Origin of the sequence: Actinomadura sp. NPDC049753 (assembly GCF_040674655.1) — a bacterium.
GTDB classification, from domain to species: Bacteria; Actinomycetota; Actinomycetes; order Streptosporangiales; family Streptosporangiaceae; genus Spirillospora; species Spirillospora verrucosospora.
Window position 1 is genome coordinate 1 of the sequence record NZ_JBFARL010000119.1, and the last position, 25,483, is coordinate 25,483.

25 protein-coding genes are annotated in these 25,483 nt (G+C 71.1%); 6 read left to right on the forward strand and 19 right to left on the reverse strand.

Translation table 11 applies throughout. The annotated features are described in order from the left end of the window. From AB0K37_RS26485 to AB0K37_RS26520, 8 genes are all read right to left on the reverse strand, one after another. Nucleotides 1-1,621: beta-ketoacyl synthase N-terminal-like domain-containing protein (locus tag AB0K37_RS26485; RefSeq protein WP_363985542.1), on the reverse strand; the 1,621-nt coding region annotated here is incomplete at its 3' end. Then, the gene (locus AB0K37_RS26490; protein ID WP_363985544.1) at nucleotides 1,618-2,628 is read right to left on the reverse strand and encodes an enediyne biosynthesis protein UnbU; all 1,011 of its coding nucleotides are present in this window, start codon (nucleotides 2,626-2,628) and stop codon (nucleotides 1,618-1,620) included. The genes AB0K37_RS26490 and AB0K37_RS26485, both read right to left, overlap by 4 nt. Further along, nucleotides 2,625-4,571 (reverse strand): VCBS repeat-containing protein, encoded by a 1,947-nt coding sequence (locus AB0K37_RS26495; RefSeq protein WP_363985546.1) that lies wholly within the window; start codon nucleotides 4,569-4,571, stop codon nucleotides 2,625-2,627. The genes AB0K37_RS26490 and AB0K37_RS26495 overlap by 4 nt, the downstream gene beginning before the upstream one ends. 4 nt (nucleotides 4,572-4,575) lie before the next feature. Continuing rightward, entirely contained in the window at nucleotides 4,576-5,532 is a 957-nt protein-coding gene (locus AB0K37_RS26500; protein ID WP_363985548.1) for a DUF1702 family protein, read from the reverse strand. A 204-nt stretch (nucleotides 5,533-5,736) separates the two neighbouring features. Beyond that, nucleotides 5,737-6,321, reverse strand: a complete 585-nt coding sequence (locus AB0K37_RS26505) for an LmbU family transcriptional regulator (protein ID WP_363985550.1) — start codon at nucleotides 6,319-6,321, stop codon at nucleotides 5,737-5,739. Nucleotides 6,322-6,762: 441 nt separating this feature from the next. Continuing rightward, entirely contained in the window at nucleotides 6,763-7,161 is a 399-nt protein-coding gene (locus AB0K37_RS26510; protein WP_363985552.1) for a transposase, read from the reverse strand. A gap of 616 nt (nucleotides 7,162-7,777) precedes the next feature. Continuing rightward, nucleotides 7,778-9,061, reverse strand: coding sequence for an AarF/UbiB family protein (locus tag AB0K37_RS26515; RefSeq protein ID WP_363985554.1), 1,284 nt, complete (start codon nucleotides 9,059-9,061; stop codon nucleotides 7,778-7,780). Nucleotides 9,062-9,063: 2 nt separating this feature from the next. Next, nucleotides 9,064-9,780 (reverse strand): hypothetical protein, encoded by a 717-nt coding sequence (locus AB0K37_RS26520; protein WP_363985556.1) that lies wholly within the window; start codon nucleotides 9,778-9,780, stop codon nucleotides 9,064-9,066. 138 nt (nucleotides 9,781-9,918) lie between these two features. Here AB0K37_RS26520 and AB0K37_RS26525 point away from each other — a divergent pair, with 138 nt between their 5' ends. Next, nucleotides 9,919-10,134: a hypothetical protein gene (locus AB0K37_RS26525; RefSeq protein WP_363985558.1), complete on the forward strand. Its 216-nt coding sequence runs from the start codon at nucleotides 9,919-9,921 to the stop codon at nucleotides 10,132-10,134. Between the two features lie 43 nt (nucleotides 10,135-10,177). On the opposite strand, the gene AB0K37_RS26530 is transcribed toward AB0K37_RS26525, so the two are convergent. Both AB0K37_RS26530 and AB0K37_RS26535 read right to left on the reverse strand, forming a co-directional pair. Further along, nucleotides 10,178-10,828, reverse strand: coding sequence for a winged helix-turn-helix transcriptional regulator (locus tag AB0K37_RS26530; protein ID WP_363985560.1), 651 nt, complete (start codon nucleotides 10,826-10,828; stop codon nucleotides 10,178-10,180). Nucleotides 10,829-10,975: 147 nt separating this feature from the next. Continuing rightward, nucleotides 10,976-12,478 (reverse strand): radical SAM protein, encoded by a 1,503-nt coding sequence (locus AB0K37_RS26535; protein WP_363985562.1) that lies wholly within the window; start codon nucleotides 12,476-12,478, stop codon nucleotides 10,976-10,978. A gap of 182 nt (nucleotides 12,479-12,660) precedes the next feature. Here AB0K37_RS26535 and AB0K37_RS26540 point away from each other — a divergent pair, with 182 nt between their 5' ends. From AB0K37_RS26540 to AB0K37_RS26550, 3 genes are read left to right on the forward strand one after another with little or no spacing between them, the layout of a single operon-like run. Further along, nucleotides 12,661-13,389, forward strand: coding sequence for an FkbM family methyltransferase (locus AB0K37_RS26540; RefSeq protein ID WP_363985564.1), 729 nt, complete (start codon nucleotides 12,661-12,663; stop codon nucleotides 13,387-13,389). A gap of 38 nt (nucleotides 13,390-13,427) precedes the next feature. Then, nucleotides 13,428-14,036, forward strand: a complete 609-nt coding sequence (locus AB0K37_RS26545; RefSeq protein ID WP_363985566.1) for a dTDP-4-dehydrorhamnose 3,5-epimerase family protein — start codon at nucleotides 13,428-13,430, stop codon at nucleotides 14,034-14,036. Next, the gene (locus tag AB0K37_RS26550) at nucleotides 14,033-15,088 is read left to right on the forward strand and encodes a glucose-1-phosphate thymidylyltransferase (protein ID WP_363985568.1); all 1,056 of its coding nucleotides are present in this window, start codon (nucleotides 14,033-14,035) and stop codon (nucleotides 15,086-15,088) included. The genes AB0K37_RS26545 and AB0K37_RS26550 overlap by 4 nt, the downstream gene beginning before the upstream one ends. 31 nt (nucleotides 15,089-15,119) lie before the next feature. Here the strand turns inward: AB0K37_RS26550 and AB0K37_RS26555 are convergent, their stop codons facing one another. The 4 genes from AB0K37_RS26555 to AB0K37_RS26570 all read right to left on the reverse strand — a co-directional run bounded on the left by AB0K37_RS26555 (nucleotide 15,120) and on the right by AB0K37_RS26570 (nucleotide 18,082). Next, the gene (locus AB0K37_RS26555) at nucleotides 15,120-16,040 is read right to left on the reverse strand and encodes an arylamine N-acetyltransferase (RefSeq protein WP_363985570.1); all 921 of its coding nucleotides are present in this window, start codon (nucleotides 16,038-16,040) and stop codon (nucleotides 15,120-15,122) included. A gap of 106 nt (nucleotides 16,041-16,146) precedes the next feature. After that, nucleotides 16,147-16,983 (reverse strand): ABC transporter permease, encoded by an 837-nt coding sequence (locus AB0K37_RS26560; protein WP_363985572.1) that lies wholly within the window; start codon nucleotides 16,981-16,983, stop codon nucleotides 16,147-16,149. 108 nt (nucleotides 16,984-17,091) lie between these two features. Then, on the reverse strand, nucleotides 17,092-17,580 hold the full coding sequence (locus AB0K37_RS26565) for an EF-hand domain-containing protein (RefSeq protein WP_363985574.1): 489 nt from the start codon (nucleotides 17,578-17,580) through the stop codon (nucleotides 17,092-17,094). A 46-nt stretch (nucleotides 17,581-17,626) separates the two neighbouring features. Next, on the reverse strand, nucleotides 17,627-18,082 hold the full coding sequence (locus AB0K37_RS26570) for an SRPBCC domain-containing protein (protein ID WP_363985576.1): 456 nt from the start codon (nucleotides 18,080-18,082) through the stop codon (nucleotides 17,627-17,629). A gap of 109 nt (nucleotides 18,083-18,191) precedes the next feature. Here AB0K37_RS26570 and AB0K37_RS26575 point away from each other — a divergent pair, with 109 nt between their 5' ends. After that, entirely contained in the window at nucleotides 18,192-19,343 is a 1,152-nt protein-coding gene (locus AB0K37_RS26575) for a nucleotide disphospho-sugar-binding domain-containing protein (protein WP_363985578.1), read from the forward strand. A 74-nt stretch (nucleotides 19,344-19,417) separates the two neighbouring features. Here AB0K37_RS26575 and AB0K37_RS26580 read toward each other — a convergent pair whose 3' ends face one another. The 5 genes from AB0K37_RS26580 to AB0K37_RS26600 form a co-directional block, all read right to left on the reverse strand. Continuing rightward, nucleotides 19,418-19,777 (reverse strand): metalloregulator ArsR/SmtB family transcription factor, encoded by a 360-nt coding sequence (locus AB0K37_RS26580; protein ID WP_363985580.1) that lies wholly within the window; start codon nucleotides 19,775-19,777, stop codon nucleotides 19,418-19,420. A gap of 71 nt (nucleotides 19,778-19,848) precedes the next feature. Further along, on the reverse strand, nucleotides 19,849-21,183 hold the full coding sequence (locus tag AB0K37_RS26585; protein WP_363985582.1) for an AarF/UbiB family protein: 1,335 nt from the start codon (nucleotides 21,181-21,183) through the stop codon (nucleotides 19,849-19,851). Then, nucleotides 21,164-21,832: a hypothetical protein gene (locus AB0K37_RS26590; RefSeq protein WP_363985584.1), complete on the reverse strand. Its 669-nt coding sequence runs from the start codon at nucleotides 21,830-21,832 to the stop codon at nucleotides 21,164-21,166. Before AB0K37_RS26590 ends, AB0K37_RS26585 begins: the two co-directional genes overlap by 20 nt. Then, on the reverse strand, nucleotides 21,832-22,716 hold the full coding sequence (locus AB0K37_RS26595; RefSeq protein ID WP_363985586.1) for a class I SAM-dependent methyltransferase: 885 nt from the start codon (nucleotides 22,714-22,716) through the stop codon (nucleotides 21,832-21,834). The genes AB0K37_RS26590 and AB0K37_RS26595 overlap by 1 nt, the downstream gene beginning before the upstream one ends. Nucleotides 22,717-22,848: 132 nt before the next feature. Beyond that, on the reverse strand, nucleotides 22,849-24,051 hold the full coding sequence (locus AB0K37_RS26600; protein ID WP_363985588.1) for a DUF6004 family protein: 1,203 nt from the start codon (nucleotides 24,049-24,051) through the stop codon (nucleotides 22,849-22,851). A gap of 290 nt (nucleotides 24,052-24,341) precedes the next feature. Between AB0K37_RS26600 and AB0K37_RS26605 the strand changes: the two genes are divergently transcribed. After that, nucleotides 24,342-25,043, forward strand: a complete 702-nt coding sequence (locus AB0K37_RS26605; RefSeq protein ID WP_363985590.1) for a class I SAM-dependent methyltransferase — start codon at nucleotides 24,342-24,344, stop codon at nucleotides 25,041-25,043. Nucleotides 25,044-25,483 lie beyond the last annotated feature (440 nt).

Consider the following 25,483-nt stretch of genomic DNA (forward strand, 5'->3'; position numbering starts at 1 on the left):
CGACGACGGCCGCCCGCACCGGCGCGTCGCCGTGCGCCCGCTCCGCCAGGGCGGCGGCCAGGTCGGCGTGCTCGGCGAGCGACATCGTCCTCGCCCGCACGGCCACGCGGTCCAGCACGGCGGCGAGGTCGGCGTCCGTGCCGGCGGAGAGGGCGAAGACCTCGCAGTCGAGCGGCTTCCGCGCCGCCAGGCGGTCCCGGGCCGCCAACCGCGCCGTGGCGCGGCGGGCGCCCGCGGCCTCCAGGACGACATGGGTGTTGATGCCGCCGAACCCCATCGCGCTGACGCCGGCCCGGAGCGGGGCGTCCGGCCAGGGCTCGGCCTCGCGGACGATGCGCAGCGGCGTGCCGGGGTCGCGCAGGAGCGGGTGGGGCTCGTCGCAGCCGGTGGTCGGCGGGATGACCTGCCGCTGCAGCGCCAGCGCCGCCTTGATCAGCCCGGCGGCGCCGGCGGCCGCCTTCGTGTGCCCGATGTTGGCCTTGACGGATCCGAGCGCCGCCGGTCGCGGCCTCCGCCGTCCGTCGTGGATCTCGGTGAGGGCGTGCAGTTCGGTGCGGTCGCCGACCTCGGTGCCGGTGCCGTGGCCCTCGAACAGCGCCACGGTCTCCGGTCCGAAGCCCGCCCGCGCGTAGGCGCGCTCCAGGGCGAGCCGCTGCCCGGAGACGTCCGGCCGGGTCAGTCCGCCGTTCCCGTCCGAGGACATCCCCCAGCCCCTGATCAGGGCGATCGGCCGCCGCCCGGCGGCGACGGCGTCCCCGGCGCGCATCAGCGCGACCATCGAGCAGCCCTCGCCGGGCAGGAAGCCGGTGGGCCGGGCGTCGTACACCCGCATCGCCGAGCCGGCCAGCGCGCCGAGCCGGGAGAACCCGACCAGCTCGAACGGGTCGAGGCTGAGGTCGACGCCGCCCGCGAGGGCGAAGTCGAGATCGCCGTCGCGCAGGTAGGTGCAGGCCGTGATGACGGCGAGCAGGGACGACGAGCAGGCGCCGTCGACCGTGTAGCCCGCGCCGCGGAAGTCGAAGTGGTTGCACACCCGGCCCGCGATGGCGTTGGCCAGCCCGCCGACGAGGCTCTCGTCGTTGGGTTCGGCGAACGGCTCCTTGTAGGACTCCTCGACCTCCCGGAGCAGGCCGCCCATCTCCTCGGCCTCCCAGCCGCGCGCGGCGAGGGCGGACACCAGGTTCCTGCGGACGTAGGGCCAGCGCAACCGCATCAGCGCGGCGCGGCTGAACTCGCCCGTCAGAGTGTTGCCGAGGATCACGCCGGCGCGCCGGCGGTCCAGCCCGCCTCCCTCGGCGAAGCCGGCGGCGGCCAGCGTGTCGCCGGCGACGTCCAGGGCGAGCCAGTGCGCGAGGTCGGTCACCCGGTACGCCGGTCCGGGCACCCGGTAGCGCGAACGGTCGAAGGACCAGCCGTCGAGCACGGCCGCGTACCGCAGGTCGGTCGCGTCCGGGCCCCCTGCCGGGTCGCCGTAGTCGCCGAGGTCGAGGCGCTCGCGCGGGAGCGGCCGGAAGGCGCGCCGCCGCGCCAGGACCGTCTCCCACAACTGCTCCGGCGTGGAGGCGTCGGGATGGCGGCACCCGAGGCCGACGACGGCGATCGCGTCGCTCGGAACGGTCACTTCGCCTCCTCGCCGGTCGCCAGCACGCCCCCGCGCGCGGGGGCCGGGCGAGGCACGGCCTTGGGCTCGGCCAGGGTCGCGGGCCGCGCGACGGAACGCTGCCGCACGTCCATGACCACCAGGGCGGCGCCGCGCAGCAGGCACACGATGACGAGCGCGAAGAACAGGCCGTACACCACGTGGAAGTGGACCAGGAGCGCGTAGACGAGGGCGGTCGACGCGCCGAAGAGGACCTGGTTGCGCGGCCGCACCGGCGTGGTCCCGGGGTCAGTGATCATGTAGTTGGTGAACAGGACGAACGCCACGCCGCTCATCGCCAGCAGCGCGCTGAGCGTCGCCGTGCCCTCGATGGGGGTCCGGATCAGCGCCTGGAGCGCGAACACGCCGATCCAGCCGAGGATCAGGGGCATCTTCCTGGTGAGCTTGGCGTTCAGCATCGTCCCCGCGGCGAGGATGAGCGCGGGGATGGCCAGGTCGAGCGGTGTGCCGACCCACTCGGTGAACTGGTACGGAGGCGCGATCCCGACCCACGGGAACAGCACGAGGACCACCGCGATGCCGAAGTTGGAGGGGTTCAGCACGTGCCGCGGCCGCCCGCCGATCCGGACCCTGATCAGATACTTCGACGCGACGGCCACGATGACCGCGAAGATCACCGGCCCCAGCCGCGCGTTGGCGTAGAGGAGCATCGCGCAGGCCAGCGCGGTGATGTGGGCGGGCATCAGGAAGTTCACGAGCGCCATCGGCCCGCCCGCGTACTTGACCGGCCGCCGCGTCGCCCAGGCGTCCAGGGTCTCCAGCCCCAGCTCCATCACGTACGCGACGGCCATCGCGGCGAGCGGGGTCGCCCAGGACGGCTCGAACCCGAGGACCGTGTGCCCGAGGATGTTGAAGACTGTGATCGAGATCGCGAACCGGCGCAGTGCGATGATCCGCGGATCCTTGGCGGGCCTGTCCGGGGCGGCGGACGCCGGGTTGGCGGTGGGTTCCACGTTCGCCGAGTTCACGAGGCCATCTCCCTGATCGAACCGTCGGGGCCGAGCAGCATGGTGTGCCAGCCCGGAGTCGCCTGGACCTTGCCGGTGTGCCGGCCGCCGCAGGAGTCGCGCCAGGTGACCGTGACGGGGACCGGCGCCGCGGCCCCCTCCAGCGCGAACAGCAGTTCCGGCGAGGAGACGCCGGCGTGGCCGTTGGCCGGGTAGACCTGGCCCGTCCGCTGGCCCTTGGCTCCGGAGTCCAGGACGACCTTCGCGCCGATCGCCGGCGCTCCGCCGGTGCCGGCCGGTCGCGTCGCGGTGGAACCGGCGGGCCGCGCTCCGCATCCCTGGGGCGAGCGGAGGAGCCTCAGCCCGAGGTAGGGCCGCTGCGCGCTGCGGACGTTGCGGTAGAGGTGCGACTGCCCCCACTGGTTCGCGACGGCGAAGTCGAGCCGCCCGTCGTGGTCGACGTCGGCGAGCGCGATGCCCCGCGACACTCCGCGGTCGCCGACACCGAGCCGGTCCGCGACGTCGTGGTAACGGCCGTCCGAGCCGCGCACGAAGAACCGGTTGGGGTTATTGCCAGAAATGTCGTCGTTTTTCTGCACGTTGGGCCACAGGCGCGGGTGCGCCAGGACCTCGTCGTTGGACATCGCGAGCTCCTGCAACTGGGCCCAGCGGTTGTCCTTGCCCTCGACGAATCCGGTGGCCTGGACGATCTGGTCGCGCCCTTCGCCCGCGAAGTCGCCGGCCTTGATGTCCCAGCCCCAGCCCGACCGGGACAGCCCCAGCCGCTCGCTGTGATCGTCGTAGTAGGCGCGCCCGTCGGGCCCCACGACCTTCTTGCGGGTGCTCACCCAGGCGAAGTTGCTCTCCAGGAGCCCGTACTCCTGGGTGATGTTGCTGACCACGATGTCGGGCACGCCGTCGGCGTTGATGTCGGTGAACCCCACGCCCATGCCCTTGAAGGAGTCCCTGCCCAGCTGCATCGACTTGGGCGTCGTGAGGTGGCGCACGCCCTTGAGGAGGCGGAACTTGATCTTCCCGGGTCGGGACTCGTTGTAGAGCAGGCGGTCGGGGCCGAAGTCGTTGGCGAAGTACAGCTCCGGCAGCCCGTCGCCGTCGAGGTCCTGCGCCCCGGTCGCCAACGTCCAGCCCTTGGCGACCTGGTCGGAGAAGGGCCGGCGCTCCTCGCCGTAGACCGCCGAGGGACGGGCGCCGCCCTCCGCGGACCGGAACCGCAGGACCCGGTTGACGCCGCCGTTGTAGCCCGCGGACATCGAGCTCTGCATCTGCAGCTCGCTCTGGCTCGCCGTCGGATCGAGAACCCGCGCCCGGTCCGGGAAGTAGTTCCCGACCACGATGTCGGTGTGGCCGTCACCGTCCAGATCGGCGAGCGACACGGCGTTGCTGTTCCACACCTGGTACGGGCGCACCAGCTCCTGCACGGCGAAGGAGTCGCTCTTGCCGAGCGCCGCCGGAGTGCGCAGGAACAGCACCGGCGAACGGCCCCAGTAGTAGACGAGGACGTCCATGCGGCCGTCCTCGTTGTAGTCGCCGGGCACGCACCCCATCGGCGCCATCGTCCTGTCGTACGGAAGGCCGTGCGGAGCCAGGCCGGTCACCGGGAACCGCGCCCCGGTGCCCGGCGCCGGGCGCAGCGTGACGCTGTCGTCGCGCGGATCGACCAGGCAGACGTCGTCCGCGCGGCCGCCGCCGTCGATGTCGGCGAGCGCCACCGCGGCGCCGACCGACGAGATCCAGTGGTCGATGCCCTTGTAGGCGGGGGCGACCGTGCGTATGTCGCGGGGCGAGGCCGTCCCGTTCAGCGGCTGCCGCTGGAACGCGAAGCCGCTCGCCAGGCGTTCGTTCTCCGCCCGCGCCACCGACGGGAGCCGGGCGTTGTACCAGCCCGCCACGATGAGCAGCGCCGCGCAGATCGGGGCCAGCAGCACCCGAATCCTCCTGGTCATGCCCTCACCCCTCGTTGTGCTTCCGCCATGCCTGGCGCACCCTCGCGCGCCACACCTCGTAACCCTCCGGACCGCTGCCGCAGCGTTCGGCGGTCACCGCCGCCTCGTCCGTCCACGCCGCGGCGACCGCGGGGGCGGCCCCGGTCAGCGTCTCGATCGCGGCCGCCGACCGCTCCGGCACCTCCTGCGACACCACGTGCGCCTTCGCCGCGAACGCGGCGCCCTGGGCGATGTGCTCCTCGAAGCCCGCGGCCCGGACCAGCAGCTCGCCCAACCGCTCCGGGGGCAGCGCGCCGGTGTACGCGGCGGCCAGCCCGATGCCCGCCCACACGTCCGACCTGCGGGCGGCCGGGAAGGCGCCGATCGTCTCGGCCACCACGACCGGATCGGCGCCGGCGTAGAACCACAGGGCCCGGCCGACACCCTGGTCCCGGATCGTCCGCACGCTTCCGCGCGCCGGCCGTTCGACCCAGTGCCGCACCAGCACCCGCCGGGACTTGAAGAAGGCCTGATGGAATCCCCAGCCGTCCCACGCGAGCCAGCGCAGAAGTGGCCGCCCGAAGCGGATGCCCGTCCAGGGAGGCACATGCGTGCGCGCGTACGCCCATCCGACTCCGACATGAATCAGGTGGACATAGCGCGCGCCGGCCCCTTCGGCCAGCGCGCGCACTCTGCGGCCCCCCGAGAAGGTGGCCAGGTCGACCAGGGCGACGCCCATGGCCGCTCCTTCGAAGGCGAACCCGCGTAACGCGTGCGGCAGCGTCCCGAAGTCCAGGGCCGCCGGATCCGCACCCAGAGCGGTATTGAATCCGGTAGCGAAGCTCTCCACCACATCCGCCAGCCGGGCACGAGCCTGCGGATCACCCGGCGGAAACCCCAGGCGCTCGACGTCGAGGGTCTTGGGATCGATTTCCAGAAAGCCGCGCAACGGCGGCGCCAGCAGATTCCCTACAGCGGCCATTCCAACCCCACAGTGGCAATAGCGACCGGTGGCGTTCAGCCAATGAATTTCTTTCGTACTGGCGAGGACCGCGGTGGCCTCCGACCGATGCGGTGCATGGTGCTTCGCGGTCGAAAGATGACCGACTAGCGCCCCTTCGCCTACCGCGCAGTGCGCATGAGCGGCTTTACGCCCCTCTACTCATACACTCGGCCCGGCGAAATGTCACGCCTCTTCGTCGTTCTTCGCGACGGCCCCGGCGACCTGGCCCGCAGCCTGGTCCAGAATGACCACGATCCATTCCGCCAGGCTCAACTCCATCGCTTCGGCGGCCTCCTGCCAGCGGCGTTGGCGCTCAGCGATCACATCGATGCGGACGGTGGCCTCATCGGGCTTCTTGTCCTCGCCGCCGTTGCGAATTCCCCGCAGGCGCTTTCTGAGCTCTCTTCTCGTCCATCCCAGCTCTGCCGCCTGCTGCAGCCAGTGCTCCTGCTCGGACGGCGGAAGTGCGGCCACCTCGGCATGGTGCTGGAGGCTGAGTTGGTCCCGCCGGCGGGACCTCGGAATGCGGCGCGCGATCCAAGCGTAGTTCTTGAGCGTCTGGTAGTCGAGCGAGGTCGCCTCTATGGCCATCCGGTACCGGTTCGGGTAATGCCGCTCCCCGTAGATGAGCCAGTCGCCGAGCCACCAGCGCGAGCAGTCCGAAATCAGGGATATCTGGCGTCCGATCCGCTGCCATGTCTCGAACGGAAGTCGAGGAGGCAGCTCCAATCCGCTCCGCCGCGGCCTCGCCGACTGGTCGAGAACCATTCTTGCCGCGGAGACGCGATTTGCCTCTTCAATGGGGGACTGATGAGGCGTTGGGTAACGCTGCCCATTTCCGGAGCCGGACACGAATATCCTCCCGAACCGTCGCGAGACGCTGCGTGCTGCCGAACCAGGTCACAGATCGGAGATGAATCTGCCGACCACGGCTTTCATCAATCTTCTTGACCGCGGCGAATGCGAAATCCCCGAGAGACTTGAGTTCGGCCCCCTCCGATCGCCCGCCATCGTCGGCCGCCCCCCTTCGATCGCGCCTAACGCCCGCCGGCCGCCCACCTGCGATCGTTCCAGCCGTCGGAGTGAGCAGCAATGATGGTCATCGTCAAACTATTTCAGCAGGTTGTCAATAGGGCGAATCAGTGATTAACGCCTTGCCGAGGTGATCTCCCCGAGATGCGCTCGGAACATTGACCTTTCAAGCGTGTCTCACGTGGAGCCGGGCGTTTCCGGCGCCGGACGAGGGCTTTCCGGTCCCCGCCCCTCCGAGCGGGCGGTGGCGGCCTCCACGATCGCCGACACCCAGCCGAGCTGCCCGCTCGCCCCGGGCTCCGCCAGCACGGCGCGGTGCAGGCGCGGCCACAGCCCCGCCCTCGTCCACGCGGCGAAGCGCCGGTGCGCGGTGGGCACGCTCACCCCGAACTCGGCCGGCAGGTGCCGCCAGGCGCACCCGCTGGTCAGCACGTACACGATCGCGGTGAACACCGTCCGGTCGTCCACCGGCGCCGTCCCGCCGCCCTGCCGCCGCGGCGCGAACTCCGGGATCAGAGGGCCGACGATCTCCCACAGCTCATCCGGCACCAGCCGGATCGAAAGGTCCGACAACACGAACACCGATCATGCCGCATCCGCGGCCGGGCCACATGAGACATGCTCTTAGTAGTCTCGAACAGGCAAGCGAGGGAAGCCGCGCGGTCGGTTCACGTCGGCCCGAACAGCGCGAAGCCACGCTATGAAGTTGTCTCACCACAAAAGATCAGCTCAATGGCGTTCGGCTCTGCGTGATCTCGCTCATCGAGCCCATGCGCGATGCCCCCGGGAAAATTCGTGAGGTTCGAGGCCCGGCCCCGCGCGGCCGGCGCCGGCCGGCCGGCCCGCACGGCGTCCACCGGGGCGCGGACCTGCTCCGGCAGCCGATGCCGGCGTCGCGCCGGAACCGTGACGCCGGCGAGCGAGCCGCCTTTGGGCCGACCACGAATCCCCCTGCCGGGCCGCCCGGTTCCGACCACGGGCCCGCCTCACCGGCAGAGAATGCACACGATCGCCAATGCCGCGCTGTGCCGCCTATCCCGTGGCCGGCAAACCGCCCGCATAAAGTCGACGAGATCAGGCCGCCGGGGCTTCCCATTCACGGCCGGGCCCGTGACTCCCCCTGCGGCGCCGAGGGGCCCTGGACGCCCACCAGCGCGTTCTCACCCCGCCCGTGCCCGCCCGGGACGACGCCTCAGCCGGTAACGCCGCCCGTCACGAGCAGGCCGTGCATCACGAAAGGCGCGGCCTCCAACTGGAAGTCCATCATCGGATGGTGGCGCTTGACCACACCCTGCAATGTGAGCAGGCCGAGCATGGGGAATATGAACTCCGGCTCGGCGTGGAGACGGTGTTTCCGCTGAAGATCGAACAGATCCAGGCAGAATGCTGGGAGATCGAAGTCCCGGGCCACCATTCCGGCATTTCGCACGACCAGGTCGGACACCTCCGCGCGAAAAGCCGCGATATCCGTGTCCGGTTCCCTGCGCCGCACCGTTGACAGCAGGATGTCGGCGCACGCCTCGCCGTCTCCCCGGATCATGCCGGCGAAGAACCCGGTGAACCGCTCCCGGGCCTCACGTCCCATGCGGAAGACCAGACCGGCGTCCAGGAGCACGACGGTGCCGTCGGGCAAGAAGTAGGTGTTCCCCTGATGCAGGTCGACGTGGACGAAGCCCTCGACGAAGAGCATCCGGTAGACGGCGTGCACGAGCGAGGTGATCTGCGCTTCGCGGACCTCCGCGGGGAGGGCTTCGATCACTCCGCGGTCGAGGCCCTCGATGAAATCCATGGCGATGACCCCGTCTCCGCTCAGTTCGGGGACGGGCCTCGGAACGACGACGTCCGGCATGTCGGCCAGAGCGTCGTGCAGCCGCCGCAGGTTCGCCGCCTCCGCGCCGAAGTCGAGCTGGGCCATGAGGCAGTCGCCGACCTGGTCGACGATCTCCATGAACGGAACCCGCCGGAGCGCCGGCATCCGCGCGGCGACCCCGGCGGCGAACCGCAGCACCGCCATGTCCGCCGCGATCGCGGCGCCCGCGCCGGGGCGGCGGACCTTCACCGCCACCACCCGGTCCCGCAGCTGCGCGCGGTACACGCAGGCGATCGAGCCGCCGGCCACCGACGGCCCCCCGACCGCCCTCACGAACTCGGGCGGGGTCCGGCCGAGCCCGGCCCGGACGGTCCGCAGGGCCTCCGCCGGGGGCATCGGCTCCACACTGTCGTGCAGCCTGCCGAGCGCGGTCGCGACCGTCTCCCCCACGAGGTCCACGCGGGTTCCGAGGATCTGCCCGGCCTTCACGAAGGCCCCGCCCAGCCGCTCCAGGAGGCGCGCGATCTCGGCGGCCAGCCGCGGCCCGCGGGTGCTCCCCGGAGACGTCGCGGCGATGGCCGCCATGCGGACCGCCGCCGCTCCGCCGAACGCGCCCAACCGGAAGGTCCTCGCCGCCAGGGAACGGGCGGTGGCACGATCCACCACGCTCAGGCCGCCTTTCCGGAAAGCCCGCGCTCGAGCGTCTCCCGGAGCCGTGCGGGCCCGGCGTCGAAAGCCTCCCGCGGGACGGGGACCGGCTCCCCGACGCGGCGGAAGTCCGTCCAGCCGCCGTCGCGCGTGCGGGAGGCGCGGACCCGCTCGGGCAGCCCGCCCACGTCCGGACGGCCCAGCTGCACGACCTCCCAGCGGCGGAGCGGTTGGCGGAGACGCTCGACGGAACGCGCGACGACCATTCCGGTCTCGTGGTCGATCGCCTCGGTGACGGTGAGGCCGGGCGTGGTGACCGGTCCCAGATAGCACCGCGGCTCGGCCGCCGGCCACCGGCTCCAGGACATGTCGACCTCGACGTCCTCGGGGGTGGAGCCCAGTCCGGGATAGCGCCAGGCCATGAGATCCAGATATCCGATGTCGGTCAGCGGAAGGCAGTCGAACAGATACCGCTCGACCAGGCGCACCGAATTCCTCATCGTGGGTATATGCGTTTCCACATCGCATTCGCCGAGAACGGGGTCTTCGGTTATCCAGACATGACTTCCGGCAAGTATCTGCGGTTGCAGAACGAATAGGGCCGTCACCGCCGAGTGGTCGATAAAGCGACGGCCTATCAGATAGCGCATGGGCCGCCGACCGATCGCGGCTTGGATGGCGAAGCCATACGATGTCAGGCCGCCCGCGTCGAGATTCGGACGAACCGGCCTGGTCATGCGCACATGGTCCACTGATGGCACCTTCCCGATGACGGCCGCGACCGCGCTCTTCGCTTTCCGTCCTATCGGCGATCAGAATCGGCTGGTGGTCTCATGTCGATGGCGATCACGTAGTGGGCTCATTACTCTGCGCCGGTGCAACGTCGTCGTCATGCCGTCACGGAATTCGAGGCGCTCGCCGCCAGTAAAAGCTATCGCCGCGACGGCGTCAAGATAGGACTTCCACGTCCGGCGCGCGGCCGGCGGCGCGACAGCGGAAGATCCGCCGTAGAACGCGGCATCGAGGCCCGGGGTTCCGGCCGCAAGCGGTTTTACCGGCACGGGGTACGGGCTATCGAGATCTGCCTTTGAAGAGCGGAAGGCGGCCGCCGGCACTCCCGAGGAGGGAGCTCTCTCAGGCCACCAGGCCGAGCAGGCGCGAGCAGCGGATGATCGCGTCCTCGTCGCCCTCCATGACGATCCGCCTGGTGAGGGTCGCCTCCAGCGGGTCGAGGCGCCCGGCACCGATGTCGACGAAGGTCACCGCGTCCGTGTGGACCACGAGCGCCGGTTCGTCGGTCGCCTTTCCATGGGCGACCGAGACCTTGCCGTCCAGCACCGTGATGTGGAACACGTCGTCGTCGATGCGGAATTCGTACTGCTCGTCGGGGCCGTCCACGGTCGGGGCCGCCATCGCCTCCACCGCGAGAACCGCCCACCGGGGGCGCACGATGTACTCGGCCTTGGGCTCCGTGAGCACGCCGAGCCCCCAGCGCGCGAGCACGAGCACCGCCTCGCGCAGGCCCTGGCCCTGCTCGGTGAGTTCGTACACCCGGACCTTCGAACCCTCGCGAGCCCGCTGCCGGATGATTCCGACCTCGGTGAGGAACTTCAGCCGGTCGGCCAGCAGGTTGGTCCCCAGGCCGGGCAGGTTGGCCAGAAGCTCGTTGTAGCGGCAGGGCCCGGTGAGCAGTTCCCGGATGATGAGCAGCGTCCAGCGCTCACCGACGATGTCCAGCGCACCGGCGAGGCCGCAGTACTGCCCGTAGTTCCGACGCTGATTCACGTGCCCGCACCGCCTCCCAGGTTCACTTTAGAAGTGTATACCCAGTCAGCCGCGCATCGCGGAACCTCGGCCGTGGCGGGGCGGCGCCTTCTCCCCCGCTTCCCGGCCCTCCGCGGACCGCCGGCGGCCGGCGCCGCCCGAGAGCCCTCAGCTCTCCGTCGCGGCCCAGGCCTTCTTCGCGTTCTTCCACGTCGGGGAGTTGACCTCCTCCCAGGCGCGGCTGCGCAACTCCTCCAGGACGTGCGACGGCACAACCGTTCCGGACATGTTCGCCCGGTAGATGTTCATCGTGTCCGGATCGAAGTCGCTGCGGAGATGCCCTTCGGAGATCGCCGTGTCGAACAGCGGCGTCCCCGGAAGCGGGACCACGATGAAGAAGTTCGCGGCGTCGAGGCCGTAGGAGACGTGGTCCCGGGCCAGCCGAATCGTGGTCTCGATCTCTTCCAGGGTCTCGTCCGGGTAACCCATCATGTAGTTGCCGAAGATCTTGAAGCCGTAGTCCTTCAAGGCCACGATCAACGATTCGATGTCGGCCATCTCGATGTTCAGCTTGTTGCTCGCGTACTTGCGCAGGATCCGGAGATTGCCCGACTCGAACGGAAGATTGAGCTGGGTGAAGCCGGCCTCGGCCAGGGCCTCCAGCACCTCGTGGTCGGGCTTCCACCGCTTGAGGAGATGGATGATGTTGATGCCGTTCAGATCGCAGATGTCGACGCCGGCGCCCCGGATCTTCCTCAGCAGCCGCAGCGCGCGCTTCTTGTCGCCCAGGAGCGAGTCGTCCTCGATCATCACGTGCTCCACGCCCAGCCCTTTCAGGACCTCCAGCTCACGCAGCACTCGATCGTCCGACTTGGTGCGGTAGCGCCCGATCGGCCCGCTCATGCTCCCCTCCTGCTCCCCCGCTATGTGGCAGTAGGCGCAGTGGAAGGGGCAGCCGAGCGAGGTCATCATGTCCGCGTAGCGCAGCTCCGTACCGGACTCCCACACGCCCGAGTGCGGCCGGGCGATGGTCCAGTACCGCTCGTTCGGCAGCAGGTCCCAGGCCGGCATGGGAAGGGCGTCCAGATCCCAGACCACGTCGTCCGGGCGCGCGGGGTTGACGCGGATCCCCCCGGAGTCACGGAACGCGACGCCGCTGATCCCGGAGAAGTCCGGACGGGACGACCCGCGCACCTCGTCGACGATCCTCGTGATCGTGCCCTCGGCCTCGGAGAGGCAGACGACGTCGAAACCGGCGCGGAAGAACTGCGGCAGCCGCGACCGGGCGTTGACCCCGCCCGAGACGAGGATCTTCTCCGGAAAGGCCGCCCGGATGAGCCGCGCGCAGTTCAGGACCATCGTCTCCTGGTCCGTGAAGATCGAGGTGATCCCCACGACGTCGTACTCCGCCGCCTCCTCCAGGATCCGCTCGTCGCTGACGCCCGTGCGGAGGAGGCCGCTCGGCAGCTGGACGGGCCTGTCGAACATCCCTCCGAGCTCGTCGGAGTCGTCGCCCACGCACGCGTCGAACACGCGCACGTCGACGCCGTGGTCGCGCAGGGCGCCGCCGAGGTTGGGGTAGGCGAGCGATCCGTTCGGCTTGCACACCGTCCCGGGGGCGCTCTGGTTCGGCGGATACAGAAGCAGGACACGCACATCACGCAAGGCCATGTATGACTCCTCAACCGGCGGCGTCCCGGTTCGTCCTGGCGTTCCGCCGGCGGACTCGCCGCCGCCGCCCGCCGCGGACGCGGCCCTGGGGGGACCGCCCGGGCCCGCCACGCCACCTCACTGTACTATATGCTTCTAAAGTTAACAGCGCGGTGGTGTCCGTCTTCTCTGGAGGTACGTCGATGTCCCACGGGTCCTCCCCCGCCTCGCAGGGCCACGCCCTGACCGAGATCGACCGGTCCGCCGCCCCGGTGTACGTCAGATGGGAGCGGCAGCTCCCGGGGCTGATGGACCGGCTCGGCGTGGCGCCGGTGGGAGTGGTGCAGGTCGGGGCGCATGTCGGGCAGGAAGTGCCGGCGCTCGTCCGGTGCGGTTTCCGGCGGCTCGTCATGGTCGAACCCAATCGCGACCACTCGGCGGCGCTCGCCCGCGAGCTCGGGCGCCACCTGTCCGGCCGGCCGGAGGGCGGCCGGCCCTCCCAGGAGGTCGTCATGGCCGCGGCGGGGCGGGAGCGCGGAACGGCCACCCTGCACGTCACGGAGTACGACCAGCAGGCCAGCGTGCTCGCGCCGCTGCCGCCGATGACGGTGACCCGGCTGGACACCACCGAGGTCATCCCCGTGCGCGAGGTCCAGCACGGCTGCAACGTGCTCGTGGTGGACGCCCAGGGCGCGGAACTGGACGTGCTGGAGGGCGCCGATCTCGACCGGCTGGACCTGGCCGTGATCGAGGGCAGTGCGGAGGCCCGCTACCGCCGCGGGGCGACCCGGCAGGCCGTGGCGGCCTACATGCAGGCCCGCGGCTGGCGGCTGGTGGCGAACTGGACCCACGCACGCGCCAACGTCGCCGACATGGCCTGGCTGGCCCCCTCGACCACCCTGCGTGCGGCGTACCGCGCCGACCCGAGCTGAGGGCGGCCCCACGATGCGACTGTCACGATCGGCGCCCCATGCACGTCAGTGAGACGGCCGTCCCCGGGGCCTTCGTCTTCACCTCCGACCACAACTCCGACCGGCGCGGCGGCTTCTTCGAGGTCATGCGCGCCGACGTGCTGGAGGCCGCGCTGGGGCGCCCGTTCGTCCCACGCCAGATCAACTGCTCGACGTCGCGGCGCAACACGCTCCGCGGGATCCGCAGCGTGGCCGTCCCGCCCGGACAGGCGAAATACGTCACCTGCGTCAGGGGCGCGGTGCGCGACATCGTGGTCGACCTGCGGATCGGCTCCCCCGCCTTCGGGCACCACGCGGTCAACGAGCTGTACGCCGGGTCGGGCCGGAGCGTCTACGTCCCGGAAGGCGCCGGCCACGCCTTTCTGGCACTCACCGACGACACCTGCGTCTGCTACGCCCTGTCCAGCACCTACGCGCCTGAAGCCCAGATCTCCGTCAACCCGCTGGATCCCGATCTCGCGCTTCCCTGGGGGATCACGGAGCCGCCGCTGCTCTCCGACAGGGACGCGGCGGCGCCCACCATGGCCGAGACCGTCTCCGCCGGTCTCCTGCCCCTCTGGCAGGAGACCGGCGCTCCTTCTATGCGCCTGCGAGGAAGCAACCGATGAAAGCTCTGGTGCTGTCGGGTGGTTCAGGAATGCGGCTGCGCCCCTTCAGCCACTCCATGGCCAAGCAGCTGATGCCGATCGCCAACAGGCCGGTCCTGGAGTACGTCCTTCTCAACATCCGCGCCCTCGGCGTCACGGAGATCGGCATCATCGTCGGCGACCGCGCCCAGGAGATCATCGATTTCGCGGGTGACGGTTCCCGTTTCGGCGCGCGGGTGACCTACATCCACCAGGAGCGGCCGCTCGGTCTGGCGCACTGCGTGATCCTGGCCCGCCGCTTCCTCGCCGACGACGACTTCGTGATGTACCTGGGCGACAACATGCTGCCCCACGGCGTCTCCGACATCGCCGAGGACTTCGCCGCGCGGCGGCCCGACGCCCAGGTGCTGGTGCACAAGGTGGCCGACCCGCGCGCCTTCGGGGTGGTGGAGCTGGACGTCGAGGGACGGGTCGAGCGGCTGGTGGAGAAGCCGGAGGAGCCCCGGAGCGATCTGGGGCTGATCGGGGTGTACTTCTTCACCCCGGCCATCCATGAGGCAGTGGCGTCGATCGAGCCGAGCGCGCGGGGGGAGCTTGAGATCACCGACGCCGTCCAGTGGCTGCTGGCCCGGGGCGCGGACGTGCGGGCCAGCGAGTACGGCGGCTACTGGAAGGACACCGGCCGCGCGGAGGACGTCCTGGACTGCAACCGCCGGCTCCTGGAGTCGCTGCAGCCCGGGATCGCCGGCGAGGTCGACGCGCACTGCCGGATCGACGGCGCGGTCGTCGTCGAGGCCGGGGCGCGGGTCGTGCGCTCCCGCATCGAGGGCCCCGTGATCGTCGGCGCGGGCTCGGTCATCGAGGACAGCCACATCGGCCCCCGCACGTCGATCGGCCGGGGCTGCGTCCTGCGGCGCGCCGGCGTGGCCGGCTCCATCGTCCTCGACAACGCGTCCGTCTCCGGCCTCGCCGGGCTGCACGACTCGATCATCGGCCGCAACGCCAGCGTGAGCGCCTCGGCCCGGTTCAGCCTGGTCGTCGGCGACGACGCGCGGGTCGAGGTCCCGGCATAGCCCGGCCGATGCGCGGGCCCGGGCGGTGTCCTCAGGCCCGGGCCGCGGACCGCCGGGCCCTCGCCTCCAGCCAGGCCTCGTGGGCGCCCCGGACCTTCGTCCACAGCGCGGTCCGCTCCTGCGGGCCCACGTCCGCCAGCGGCAGGCCGAAGACCTCGGCGAGCGCCCCGTACCACTCAGCGGAGGTACCGAGCTCCCTGGTCGTCGTGCCGGAGTCGTCGATGTGCCGCAGCATGCATCCGGTGAGGCCGTCGATGCTCGCCGCGCCGCGCCGCATCACCGCGACCGTCCGCACCAGGCGCGATTCGGGGTCGGTGGCCAGGTAAGGGTGCCATTCGGCGAAGTCCGCCGGGCTCGCGGGCGCCATCGAGAAGTCGAGTCCGGCGATCGAGCCGCCGCGGTCGTGGTCGAAGCGCCAGCCGCCGGTCTCGAACCGCGAGGGGCCGAGGCGGAAGGCGAAGGGTCCTTGGCGGTACGTCCCCGAACGCAGCGGCAGGGGCTCGTGCAGCCCGTCGCCGAGGCCGACGTCCACCATCCAGTCCTCGCCCCCGACGCTCACGGTGAGCACCAGGTGCGGAGCCGGTTCGGCCGGCCCGACCGGGGGCAGCTTGCGGGCGGCGTGCACGCCGGCCCGGTGCCACGTGACGTCGTATCCGAGGGCGCCCAGCAGCGTGGAGAACGCGCCGTTGAGCTGCACGCAGTACCCGCCGCGCCCCTTCAGCACCTGGGCGGCGGCGTCACGCGGGTCCGCGGTGGTCGGCCGTCCCAGCTGGATCTCCAGCACTTCGTACGGCACCCGCTCCACGTGGGCCCGGTGCAGCGCGAAGAGCCCGGAGAGCGAGGGCTCGCCCGGGTGGCCGAGGCCGAGGCGCTCCAGGTAGGCGGCGACGTACCCGGGCCCGCCGGGCTCCCCGGAGACAGGCGCGGAACCCGATGTGTACTGGTCGGCCATGACCCTCCGTCCGGAGCCGGGTGCGGTCGCGCCACCACACTCACTTTAAATTAAAGTAGCACAGCCCGTCCCGCTCCTCCGGAGGGGCCGCGGCGCCCGTCCGGCGCTACGCGCGGCCGCGTCGCGAGTACGCGTACGCGGTGAGCGGGGCGAAGACCGCGACGAGGATCGCGCAGGCCAGGAACGCCCGGCCCATCTGGCCCGCGGTCTCGGTGCCCTGCATCAGCCCGCGCACGGCCGTCGCCGCGTGCGTGATCGGGTTGAACCCGATAACGGTCTGGAGCCACGACGGCATGGTCTCGCGCGGCGCGATGATGTTGCTGCCGAAGAGCAGGACCGAGTCCAGCGTGATGATGAGCATCTGCGCCGACGCCGCCGTGCGCACCGCCACGCCGATCAGGGCCCAGATCCAGGCGAGGCTGAAGGCGAAGACCTGGAGGAACAGCAGCGCGAGCACCACGCCGCCCAGGCCGCCGTCGGGGCGGAACCCCAGCGCCAGCCCCAGCAGCAGCGGCACCACCGACGCCACCGCGTACCGGACCACGTCCCCCAGCATCGCCCCGACCAGCACCGACGACTGCCACACCGGCAGCGAACGCACCCGGTCGAACACCCCCTGGTCGATGTCCACGTTCAGCACGAACCCGGTGTTCATGCTCGCGAGCACGATCGCGATGACCGAGACCCCGGGCAGGAAGAAGTCCAGGTACTCGCCGGGCGACCCCGCGATCGCCCCGCCGAAGAGGTAGGTGAAGAGCAGGGTGAACATGACCGCCTGCAGCAGGGCGCCGAACAGCCCTTCGGGCGCCCGCTTGATCTTCAGCAGCGAGCGGAACGCGAAGGTCAGCGACGCCGAGAGCACGCCCGCCCTCGGCGGGCGCTCGCCGGGCGTCAGCAGGGGTCCGCGCACTGTCTCGCCCGCCACCGGCTGGGACGTCGTCATCTCGCCCGCCTCCCTCACTCCGCGCTGAGCCGTCCAGGGCAAAAAATAAACCGGCAGCTTATATAAGACAAGTCTAATGACCCGTCGGCGGAGCCGCCCCGGAACCGATCAGGCGTGGTCCCGGTGGTAGAAGTCCTCGATGTACTTCACGAAGGGGTCCCTGTCGAGATAGCCGTCCCCGTCCTCATCGAGCCGCTGGAACCCGGCGAGGCTCTCCATCTGCGGGTAGCCCGTCGCCGAATGCGTCGTCATCCACACCTGGAGGGACACCCGCCTGTCGTCGTCCGCGCCCATGTCGAACACGGCGACGCCCCAGGGGATGGCGACGTCCTCGACGAAGCCCGGCCGCTCATGCGAGGCGACCCACTGCTCGCGGCTCACCTTCTTGTCACCCGCCTCGTCGACGCTCCCCTCCAACCGCTGGAACAGCCGGTTGGACGGCCGCGTTATCGCCAGCCACTGCGGGGAGCCGGGCGACACGTGCAGCGCGCGGCACCACCGCTGCACGAGCAGGTCGACGTCGGTCTGCTCGATGACGCCGTCGCCGTCGTGGTCGAAAGCCTTGAAGAGCGCTTCGTACTCTTCGGCAGTGGCCATGCGGAACACTCCTCAGGTCGGAACGCGCGGCGCGCGGCGCCGCCGGTCAGGCCTCCGTCCCCCGCAGCACGGGATCGAGGCGGTTCAGGAGGATCGATCTCCACGCGGTCTCGTGCTCTTCCCTCGTCCGGTCATCGGGGAAGCCCGCGTGCGTCAGGCGCAGCAGGGAGCCGCCGGGACGGGGCGACAGCTCGACGGTCAGCACCGTCTCGACCCCGCGGGTTCCCGCCTCGTTGAGCCACGTGAGTTCGAGCAGCCGGTCCGGGTCGACCCGGAGGAACCGGCCGTAGTGCGGATGCCGCCGCCCCTCGTGGAACGTCTGGAAGAAGTAGGGCGCGTCGACCTCGGCCTTCATCACGATCTCGCCCGGCTGGGCGAACCACCGGTCGAACCGCTCCGTCCAGGCGCGGAACACCGCGCCGGCCGGCGCGGCCGCGGGGTGCTCCACGATCGCGCGGTACGGCCTGGCCGACAGGTCGGGCGGGCAGATCGGCGGCGTCACGAACCCTCCAGCTCGCTAGACACTTGAACTATATATAGTAATCTCCTGCAGGAGTAGACCGGGGACCGCCTCGTCGGAGCCCGGTCCCCGCCCCCGGGAGGATTCCACCATGCGCGTGCTGTTCATCTCCGTTCCCGCGGCCGGCCACGTCTTCACGCTCGTGCCCCTGGCATGGGCCTTCCGCTCCGCGGGCCACGAGGTGCTCGTGGCGCTCGCGGAGCGCCCCGAGTGGGCGGCCGGGGCCGGGCTGCCCGTGGTCGACGTGGCGCCGGGCTACAGCGCCGTGACGATCGCGCAGAAGGTACTCGAGGACGACCCCGGGTTCGCGGAGGCGTGGTTCCGGAGTGTCGGGCCGGACAGGGACATCTCCCCCCGGGCGCCCATGTTCGCCGGGTTCAACCGGCCGCTGGTCGCCGGGACCATGGAGGTGGTCGACCAGTGGCGCCCGGACCTCGTCGTCTACGAGCAGACGACCACGGTCGGGGCGATGGCGGCGGCCAGGCTCGGCGTCCCGGCCGTCCAGCGGAACCTGGGGCCGTTCACCACCGGGCGGACCCACCAGCTGACGGCCGGGCTGCTGTCGGATCTGTGCGAGGAGTACGGGGTACCGGCCATCCCGCGGCCCGCGATGATCCTGGAGCGGCTGCCGCCGAGCATGCTGCACGCCAGGCCCGAGGGCGGGTTCATGGGCGGGCACTCCTACGACGGCGGCGGCGTCCTCGGGGGGCTGTGGCGGCAGCGGCCGCAGCGGCCGAGAGTCGTGCTCTCGCTCGGCGGCGGCTTCTCGGCCAGGTTCTTCGGCCTCGGCACCCTGCCGCCGGTCATCGAGGCCGCGTCGAAGGTCGACGCCGACTTCGTGCTCGCGCTCGGCAACGTCGACACCTCCGCCCTGGGCACGCTGCCGCCGAACGTCCGGCCCGCCGACGGCTGGGTCCCCTTCGGCGAGCTGTTCCGGACGTGCTCGGCGGTCGTGCACCACGGCGGCGCCAACACCGTCATGTCCGCGGTCGAGGCCGGCATCCCGCAGATGGTCGCCCTGGACCCGCAGGACGTGGCCTCAGAAGCCATCGGGCAGGACGTGAGCGACCGGGGCATCGGCCTGACGGCGCCCGCCGAGGAGATCACCGCGACGATGCTGGAGCGCCTGCTGGAGGACGAGACGCTGCGGACGGCGACCGCCGAGGTCCACACCGAGGTCGCGGGCCTGCCGTCCCCCGCGGCCGTCGCCGCCGAGCTGGCCGGCCTCGTCGCGCGCCTGTAGGTCTCGCGCTTGTAGCCCGTCCCCGGCCGTCCGCCCGTCGCGAGCCGCGGCCCGGGGGCGGGCGGCCCGGTGGATCAGGCCTTTCGCGGCGCCCGGTCCCCCGCCGTGCCGCGCGCCTCGCGCCGGCCCCTGGCGACCTCCGTGGCCAGGGCGTCGAGGGGCTGGGCCCAGAACCGGCGGAACTGCTCCAGCCACGTGTGGACCTCGCGCAGGGGCGCGGGGTCGATCGCGTACAGCCGCCTCGTCCCCTCGGCCCGGACCGAGGCGAACCCGTGGTCGCGCAGCACCTTCAGGTGCTGCGACACCGCCGGCTGGGAGATGCCGAACTCCTCCTGGATGACGGCGCAGATCTCCCCGGAGGAGTGTCCGCCCGCGGACAGCAGCTCCAGGATGCGGCGGCGGACCGGATCGCCGAGAACATCGAACGCGTGCACGGGATAATAATAGCAAACTTATATAACTCGGCCTCGAACGCGAACGGGGGCCGGGCGTGCGTCCGGTGCGGCTACCGGGCGCCGAAGAGGCCGCGGTTCAGGACGGGCTTCGCCGTCTCCTGGAAGTCGATCTCCGGGTCGAGTTCGCGGATGGTGCCCTCGATGACGAGCAGGGACAGCAGCGGGAAGATCAGCTCGGGCGCGGCGTGGATGCCGAACCGGCGCTGCAGGTCGAACATCTCCGTGGCGAAGGCGATGAGGCTGAACTCCTTGGCGGGCAGGCCGTGGCTGCGCTCGACCAGGTCGGCCATCCGCACGATGAAGCCCTCGAGGTCGGCGTCGTCGCGCACCCCCGCCGAGCTCTCGACGACGATCTCGGCGCAGCGGCTGCCCCGGCCGGTGGACATGTTCATGAAGAACTCGGCGAACAGCCGGCGCAGGCGCTCGGTCAGCTGCACGCTGAACCCGGCGTCGAGCACGACGACCTGTCCCTGGCGGGTGAAGTAGAGGTTCCCCGGGTGCATGTCGCAGTGCACGAAGCCGTCGACGAACAGCATCTGGTAGATCGCGGTCAGCGCCGACGCCGCGAACCGCCGGCGCATCGCCGGAGGGCATTTCGCCGCGGCGCCCACGTCCAGGTCCGGGATGAACTCCATGACGATGCAGCGCGGCCGCGACTCCGCCCGGTGCACCTGCGGAACCCACACCCGGGGCACGGGCGCCAGGTTGTCGCGCAGCCGCGTCAGGCTGTCGGCCTCGCGGGTGAAGTCCAGCTGCCCGAGGACGGCGGCGCACATGCTGTCCACCACGTCGGTGACCGGAACGCCGCGGAAGACCGGCAGGCGGGCGGCCAGCGCGGCGCCCGCCCTCATCAGCGCGAGGTCCTGCCGCATCACCCGGTCGATGCCGGGGCGGCGCAGCTTGATCGCCACCTGGCCTCCGGACGCGAGCGCGCCCCGGTAGACCGAGGCGACGCTCCCGCTGGCGACGGGCCGCTCCTCGACGTGCGCGAAGCGCCCCTCGGCCGCCCGCGGGCCGTAGGCCTCCGCGAAGGCGCGGCGCGTCTCGGCGCGGTTCAGCGGCGCCACCGAGTCCTGGAGGACGGACAACTCGTCGCACAGAGCCGCGGGGAGCACGTCCCTCCGGGTGCCGAGGACCTGACCGGCCTTGATGAAGGTGGGGCCGAGCCTCATCAGCAGGACGGCCGTCCGCCGGTAGAGGTAGCGGCGTCCCGCCGCGCGGCCGCGCATCGCCGTCCGGACGAGCCCGGCGACCACGGCCGGCACCAGGGTCACGACGACGATCGCCATCACCCGCGCGCCCCGGCCCGCGAGCGCGAGCGGCGCGGGGGCCCCTCGCACGGCGGGGGTCGGCTCCGTGCGCCGCTCAGCGCCTGTCGTCGTCATGGCTCTGCCTGCCTCCGGTGATTCCGGGCACCTCGATCGCCCTCAGCTGGAGGGTCGCGTGGTCGCAGTACCAGATCAGCTGGCCGTCCCAGGCGATCCCGGTGGGACTGCCGTTGACGGTGATCGACGCCACCTCGCGCCCCTGCTTCAGATCGACCAGGTTGATGGAGCATCCGCGGTAGTCGGCGTACGCCAGGTAGTCGTCGGAGACGGTGACCCCGGCGACCGGACGGCGCACCGGGAAGCTGGCGATCAGCCGCAGGTCCTCGGCGCTTCGCAGGTCGACGACCTGGAGGTCCTCGTATCCCGTCCACACGCCCTGGCCGGTGGCCTCGAGCCCGCACAGGTGCCGCCCCGGCCGCGGGTTGGGCAGTTCGCCGACGACGTCCCCGGACTCGGGGTCGATGACCCGCAGGGTCCGCCGCTCGCCCACCACCTGGACGAGGCTGCCGCCGATGGTGGTCAGGTCCGTGCGGACGCCGGGGCACGGGATCCTCCGCACCACCTCGCCGGTCCGGGGGTCCATCGCCGCGATCTGGTTCTGCACGGCCTCCGAGTACCAGAGGTACTGCCCGGTCCAGGTCAGCCCGCACAGTTTCAGGCCGCCGCGAACCGGGATGTCGCGCACCGACCCCGCCGCGTAAGGCATCAGCGCCCTCCCTTCCTGCTGAGGCCGCACTCAAGCCGCCAGTCGGTGGCCACCCTTACGTCTTCGGGCCGGTGCATCCGGACGTGCAGCACGTCCCCCGCCGACACCGCGGTGTGCCGCAGCGGCCAGATCCAGACCGCCCAGTTGCAGCCCGGATACGAGGGGAGGTTGGACAGCGTCACGCCCGGGGCGAGGGTGGCCGTGAAGTATCCGGCGATGGCGTGCAGCCGGCCGGCCCGGTTGATGGTCAGCCGCCGGCTCGGCCGCTGCTGCTCCCCCTTGCCGCCGCGCTGGTCGGCGATGGCCGCCGGCTCGCTGAGCATGGCGGGCGGGCGCTGGAAGAAGTGCAGCTGGGCGGCGGGGGCTACACATTCCTGAACCGCGTCCAGCCGGTAGCCGAGGAAGTCCTCGTTCCAGAGCCCCCAGCCCTCGCCGTCGAACTCGATGGCCGCCAGCCGGGTGACCAGCCGCTCCGGGACGATCCTGCCGCCGGGGGCGAGGTTGCGCCGCGCGAAGGAGCCGAGGACCTCCATCATCTGCTCCTCCGGCCCGAGGTTGCCCATCATCTCCGAGACCACGACGTCCGCCTTGACCGGCAGCCGTACCCGGCGCGCGTCCGCGTGGACGAGGGTGAGCCTTCCCTTGAGGTCGTTCCGCTCGGCGATCATGGCCGCGACCCGGGCCATCTCAGGGTCGGCCTCGACGGCGTAGACGTGCTCGGCGCCGCACCGCAGCGCGAGCATGGACAGCGCCAGCGTGCCCGCCCCGATGTCGGCCACGACGCCGCCGGGCGGGATCGCGTCTTCGAGTGCCCGCTCGTAGGCCTCCAGCCGGGGCCGGTCGGCGAGCATCGCCTGGTGCATCAGCAGCAGTCGCTGGTCCACGACGCCTCCCCTTCGCAGGTACCCGGAACGGCCGGCGGGGCGGGCCGCACGCGCGTCCCGGCGGGACTGGAACTATTGGAATTTCCATCAGATCCAGTCCCGCCGGTCGCGTCAAGAGGCTCGCGGGAAACCTCAGATGTTGACCGCCGCCGTCTCGCCGACGTGGGCGTCGCGCATCGCCAGCCGGACGCCGGTCAGCCGTGCCTTGACCGTGCCGTCGGTGGTGACGAGCGGCGAGTCCGCGCCGACCATGCGCAGCTCGCTGCCGGTGGCCTCCAGGTCCCTGAGCTTGCCGGCCACGTGGGCGGGCCGGGCCGCGTACAGGTTGCCGTGCGGCGTGACCAGCTCGAACTCGGCGTCGATGTTCAGCTCGCTCGGGAACCTGACCCGGCTGAGGCTGTCCTCGGTGCCGTCGCCCAGCGTGCCGCCCGACGGCCGCGGCCAGCTCGCCCGCAGCATCACGCGGCCGCCGAGGGCCTCGTTGTGGCCGACCATGGCGACCCGGGCCATCTGGGCGAGCACGCCCTGGCCCTCGTCGTGCTTGTCGGGGCCGAACAGGAGGATCTCCGTGCCGGCGGCCTTGCGGTAGTCGCCCTCCAGCTCGATGACCTCGGTCTTGCCGTTGACCTCGACCTCGATCTGGCCCTCCAGGGACACCTGCATGATCATGGAGGGGTCGACCAGCATCGACATGCAGGGGCCGGCGCTCGCGGCGAAGAACACCGTGGGCGTCAGGCCGACCGGCTCGTTCTGGTCGTTGGCCGGGTACCAGGCCTCGGGCAGGGTGGTCCCGCGGACCACGTTGGGCGCCTGCACCACGTCGAACGGACCGTCACCGCGCGGGCTGCCCAGGTACGGGCCGGTCAGCGGCTTCTTGTACGGCGGGATGCTGTCCACCACGCCGTAGATGTCGATGACGTTGCGGTGGGCCAGCCGCAGGGTGCTGGTCTCCAGGATGCCGAAGCGCCGGATGTAGAACTCGGCCGGGAAGTTCTTGCCCGGGACGATCTGGCGCACGTGGCCGGAGTTGGGGAGGAACGGGTTGGACAGGACCTGGATGCGGTCGTCCAGCTCGTAGCTGTACCCCTTGATGCCGACCTCGGGCGCGCTGATCAGCTCGGTCTCCAGCTCGGCGTGGCCCTTCTCGTCCACCCGGTGCTCGAAGCCCGGCATCGGCCACTTGTTCAGCTGGACGAAGCCGGACAGGTTGATGGTCTCCCGCCGGCCGGCGTAGTAGTCGTCACCGAAGACGACCGTGGCCGCGGCGAGGATGTGCGGACGAATCGGCTTGGGTTCGAGGTTGAGGGACTCGTACGTCTCACGGAGAGAGCTCAAACCAGACACCTCCAGCGTCTGTCGAGAACGTGTGGTGGGCCACTGCCTGGTCCGCGGATCGATGACGGGGCCCTGTCGCTGAAGTTTTATATAGCGATTCTCCCTCGTCAACCCCTCCTCGGGACGCCTCTCCGCCGCCCGGGACGGCCGAGGATTTCAGTGGCCACTTAACTGACCAGCTCAAAGCGAGCGCGACGCGAGGGCGGGGACGACGCGCGCGCCTTGGAAATGAGAAGGATGTTGCTACAATTTATTAAAGTTTCTCGGAGAACCGCGGAGAGGCCGGGGCCATGTGCGCGCTCAAGACCACGCCGGTGACGGCGGAACTGTACGACTACCTCACGGCGCACAGCCTCCCCCCGGACGACGCGCAGCGCCGTCTCATGGAGCGGACCGCCCGGCTCGGCCCGGTGGCGCGGATGCAGATCGGCCCCGACGAGGGGGCGTTCCTGACGTTGCTGACCAGGCTCGTCGGCGCCCGCCGGGCGATAGAGATCGGCACGTTCACCGGCTACTCGTCGCTCTGCATCGCCCTCGGGCTCGCCCCCGGCGGCCGCCTGCTGTGCTGCGACGTCGACGAGGAATGGGGCCGCATCGCCCGCGAGGCGTGGACGCAGGCCGGGGTGGCGGACCGGATCCGGCTGCGGCTCGGCCCCGCGCTGGAGACGCTGCGGGCGCTCGCCCCGGATCCGGTGTTCGACCTCGCCTTCATCGACGCCGACAAGGAGAACTACGTCGCCTACTACGAGGAGCTGCTCCCGCGCATGCGGCCGGGCGGCGCCGTCCTGGCCGACAACGTCCTGTGGCGTGGCCACGTCGTCGACCCCGTCGACGACGCTCCCCCCGAGGAGGTCTCCGCGACGAGGCGCGCGAGGGACGCCGACACCCGGGCGATCCGCGAGTTCAACGCCCATGTCGCCGCGGACGGCCGGGTCGAGGCGGTCATCCTCTCGATCGGGGACGGCGTCACGCTGATCCGCAAACGGGACTGATCGCGCCCGGAACGCTCATGCCCGACGCCCACCCGGCGCCGCGGGAGGACGGAGCCGCGCGGCGGCCCCGTGCGCGGGACGGCCGGGGCGCCGCCGGGTGGAGCCCCGGCCGGCGCCGCGGGTACTCGTGCGGGCCGTCGGGCCGATCGGCGGGACCCGGAACCAGCGCGTCGACCATGGGATGGTGTTCGAGAGACATGGGTCCCTTCCAGGTCGAGGCCGGCATGCGGACGGCCGGCCGGGCCCGCGGCCTCCCCGGGCTCTTACGCCCACTGCGAACAGCCGCCGATCCTCGCCAAATCACTTTAGAATCTGATAGTAACCGGCGACCCCGGGAGGAGCGAGGAGATGTTCGAGAGGTTCACCGACCGCGCGCGGCGGGTTGTCGTTCTGGCTCAGGAAGAGGCCAGGATGCTCAACCACAACTACATCGGCACCGA

Bases quoted from the DNA above. Each gene is read 5' to 3' on its own strand.
- AB0K37_RS26520 (WP_363985556.1), bottom strand. From the start codon at position 9,780: ATGACCAGGCCGGTTCGTCCGAATCTCGACGCGGGCGGCCTGACATCG.
- AB0K37_RS26540 (WP_363985564.1), top strand. From the start codon at position 12,661: ATGTCCCACGGGTCCTCCCCCGCCTCGCAGGGCCACGCCCTGACCGAG.
- AB0K37_RS26585 (WP_363985582.1), bottom strand. From the start codon at position 21,183: ATGACGACGACAGGCGCTGAGCGGCGCACGGAGCCGACCCCCGCCGTG.
- AB0K37_RS26545 (WP_363985566.1), top strand. From the start codon at position 13,428: ATGCACGTCAGTGAGACGGCCGTCCCCGGGGCCTTCGTCTTCACCTCC.
- AB0K37_RS26565 (WP_363985574.1), bottom strand. From the start codon at position 17,580: ATGGCCACTGCCGAAGAGTACGAAGCGCTCTTCAAGGCTTTCGACCAC.
- AB0K37_RS26555 (WP_363985570.1), bottom strand. From the start codon at position 16,040: ATGGCCGACCAGTACACATCGGGTTCCGCGCCTGTCTCCGGGGAGCCC.
- AB0K37_RS26605 (WP_363985590.1), top strand. From the start codon at position 24,342: ATGTGCGCGCTCAAGACCACGCCGGTGACGGCGGAACTGTACGACTAC.
- AB0K37_RS26590 (WP_363985584.1), bottom strand. From the start codon at position 21,832: ATGCCTTACGCGGCGGGGTCGGTGCGCGACATCCCGGTTCGCGGCGGC.
- AB0K37_RS26575 (WP_363985578.1), top strand. From the start codon at position 18,192: ATGCGCGTGCTGTTCATCTCCGTTCCCGCGGCCGGCCACGTCTTCACG.
- AB0K37_RS26505 (WP_363985550.1), bottom strand. From the start codon at position 6,321: ATGGTTCTCGACCAGTCGGCGAGGCCGCGGCGGAGCGGATTGGAGCTG.
- AB0K37_RS26550 (WP_363985568.1), top strand. From the start codon at position 14,033: ATGAAAGCTCTGGTGCTGTCGGGTGGTTCAGGAATGCGGCTGCGCCCC.
- AB0K37_RS26560 (WP_363985572.1), bottom strand. From the start codon at position 16,983: ATGACGACGTCCCAGCCGGTGGCGGGCGAGACAGTGCGCGGACCCCTG.
- AB0K37_RS26495 (WP_363985546.1), bottom strand. From the start codon at position 4,571: ATGACCAGGAGGATTCGGGTGCTGCTGGCCCCGATCTGCGCGGCGCTG.
- AB0K37_RS26500 (WP_363985548.1), bottom strand. From the start codon at position 5,532: ATGGCCGCTGTAGGGAATCTGCTGGCGCCGCCGTTGCGCGGCTTTCTG.
- AB0K37_RS26535 (WP_363985562.1), bottom strand. From the start codon at position 12,478: ATGGCCTTGCGTGATGTGCGTGTCCTGCTTCTGTATCCGCCGAACCAG.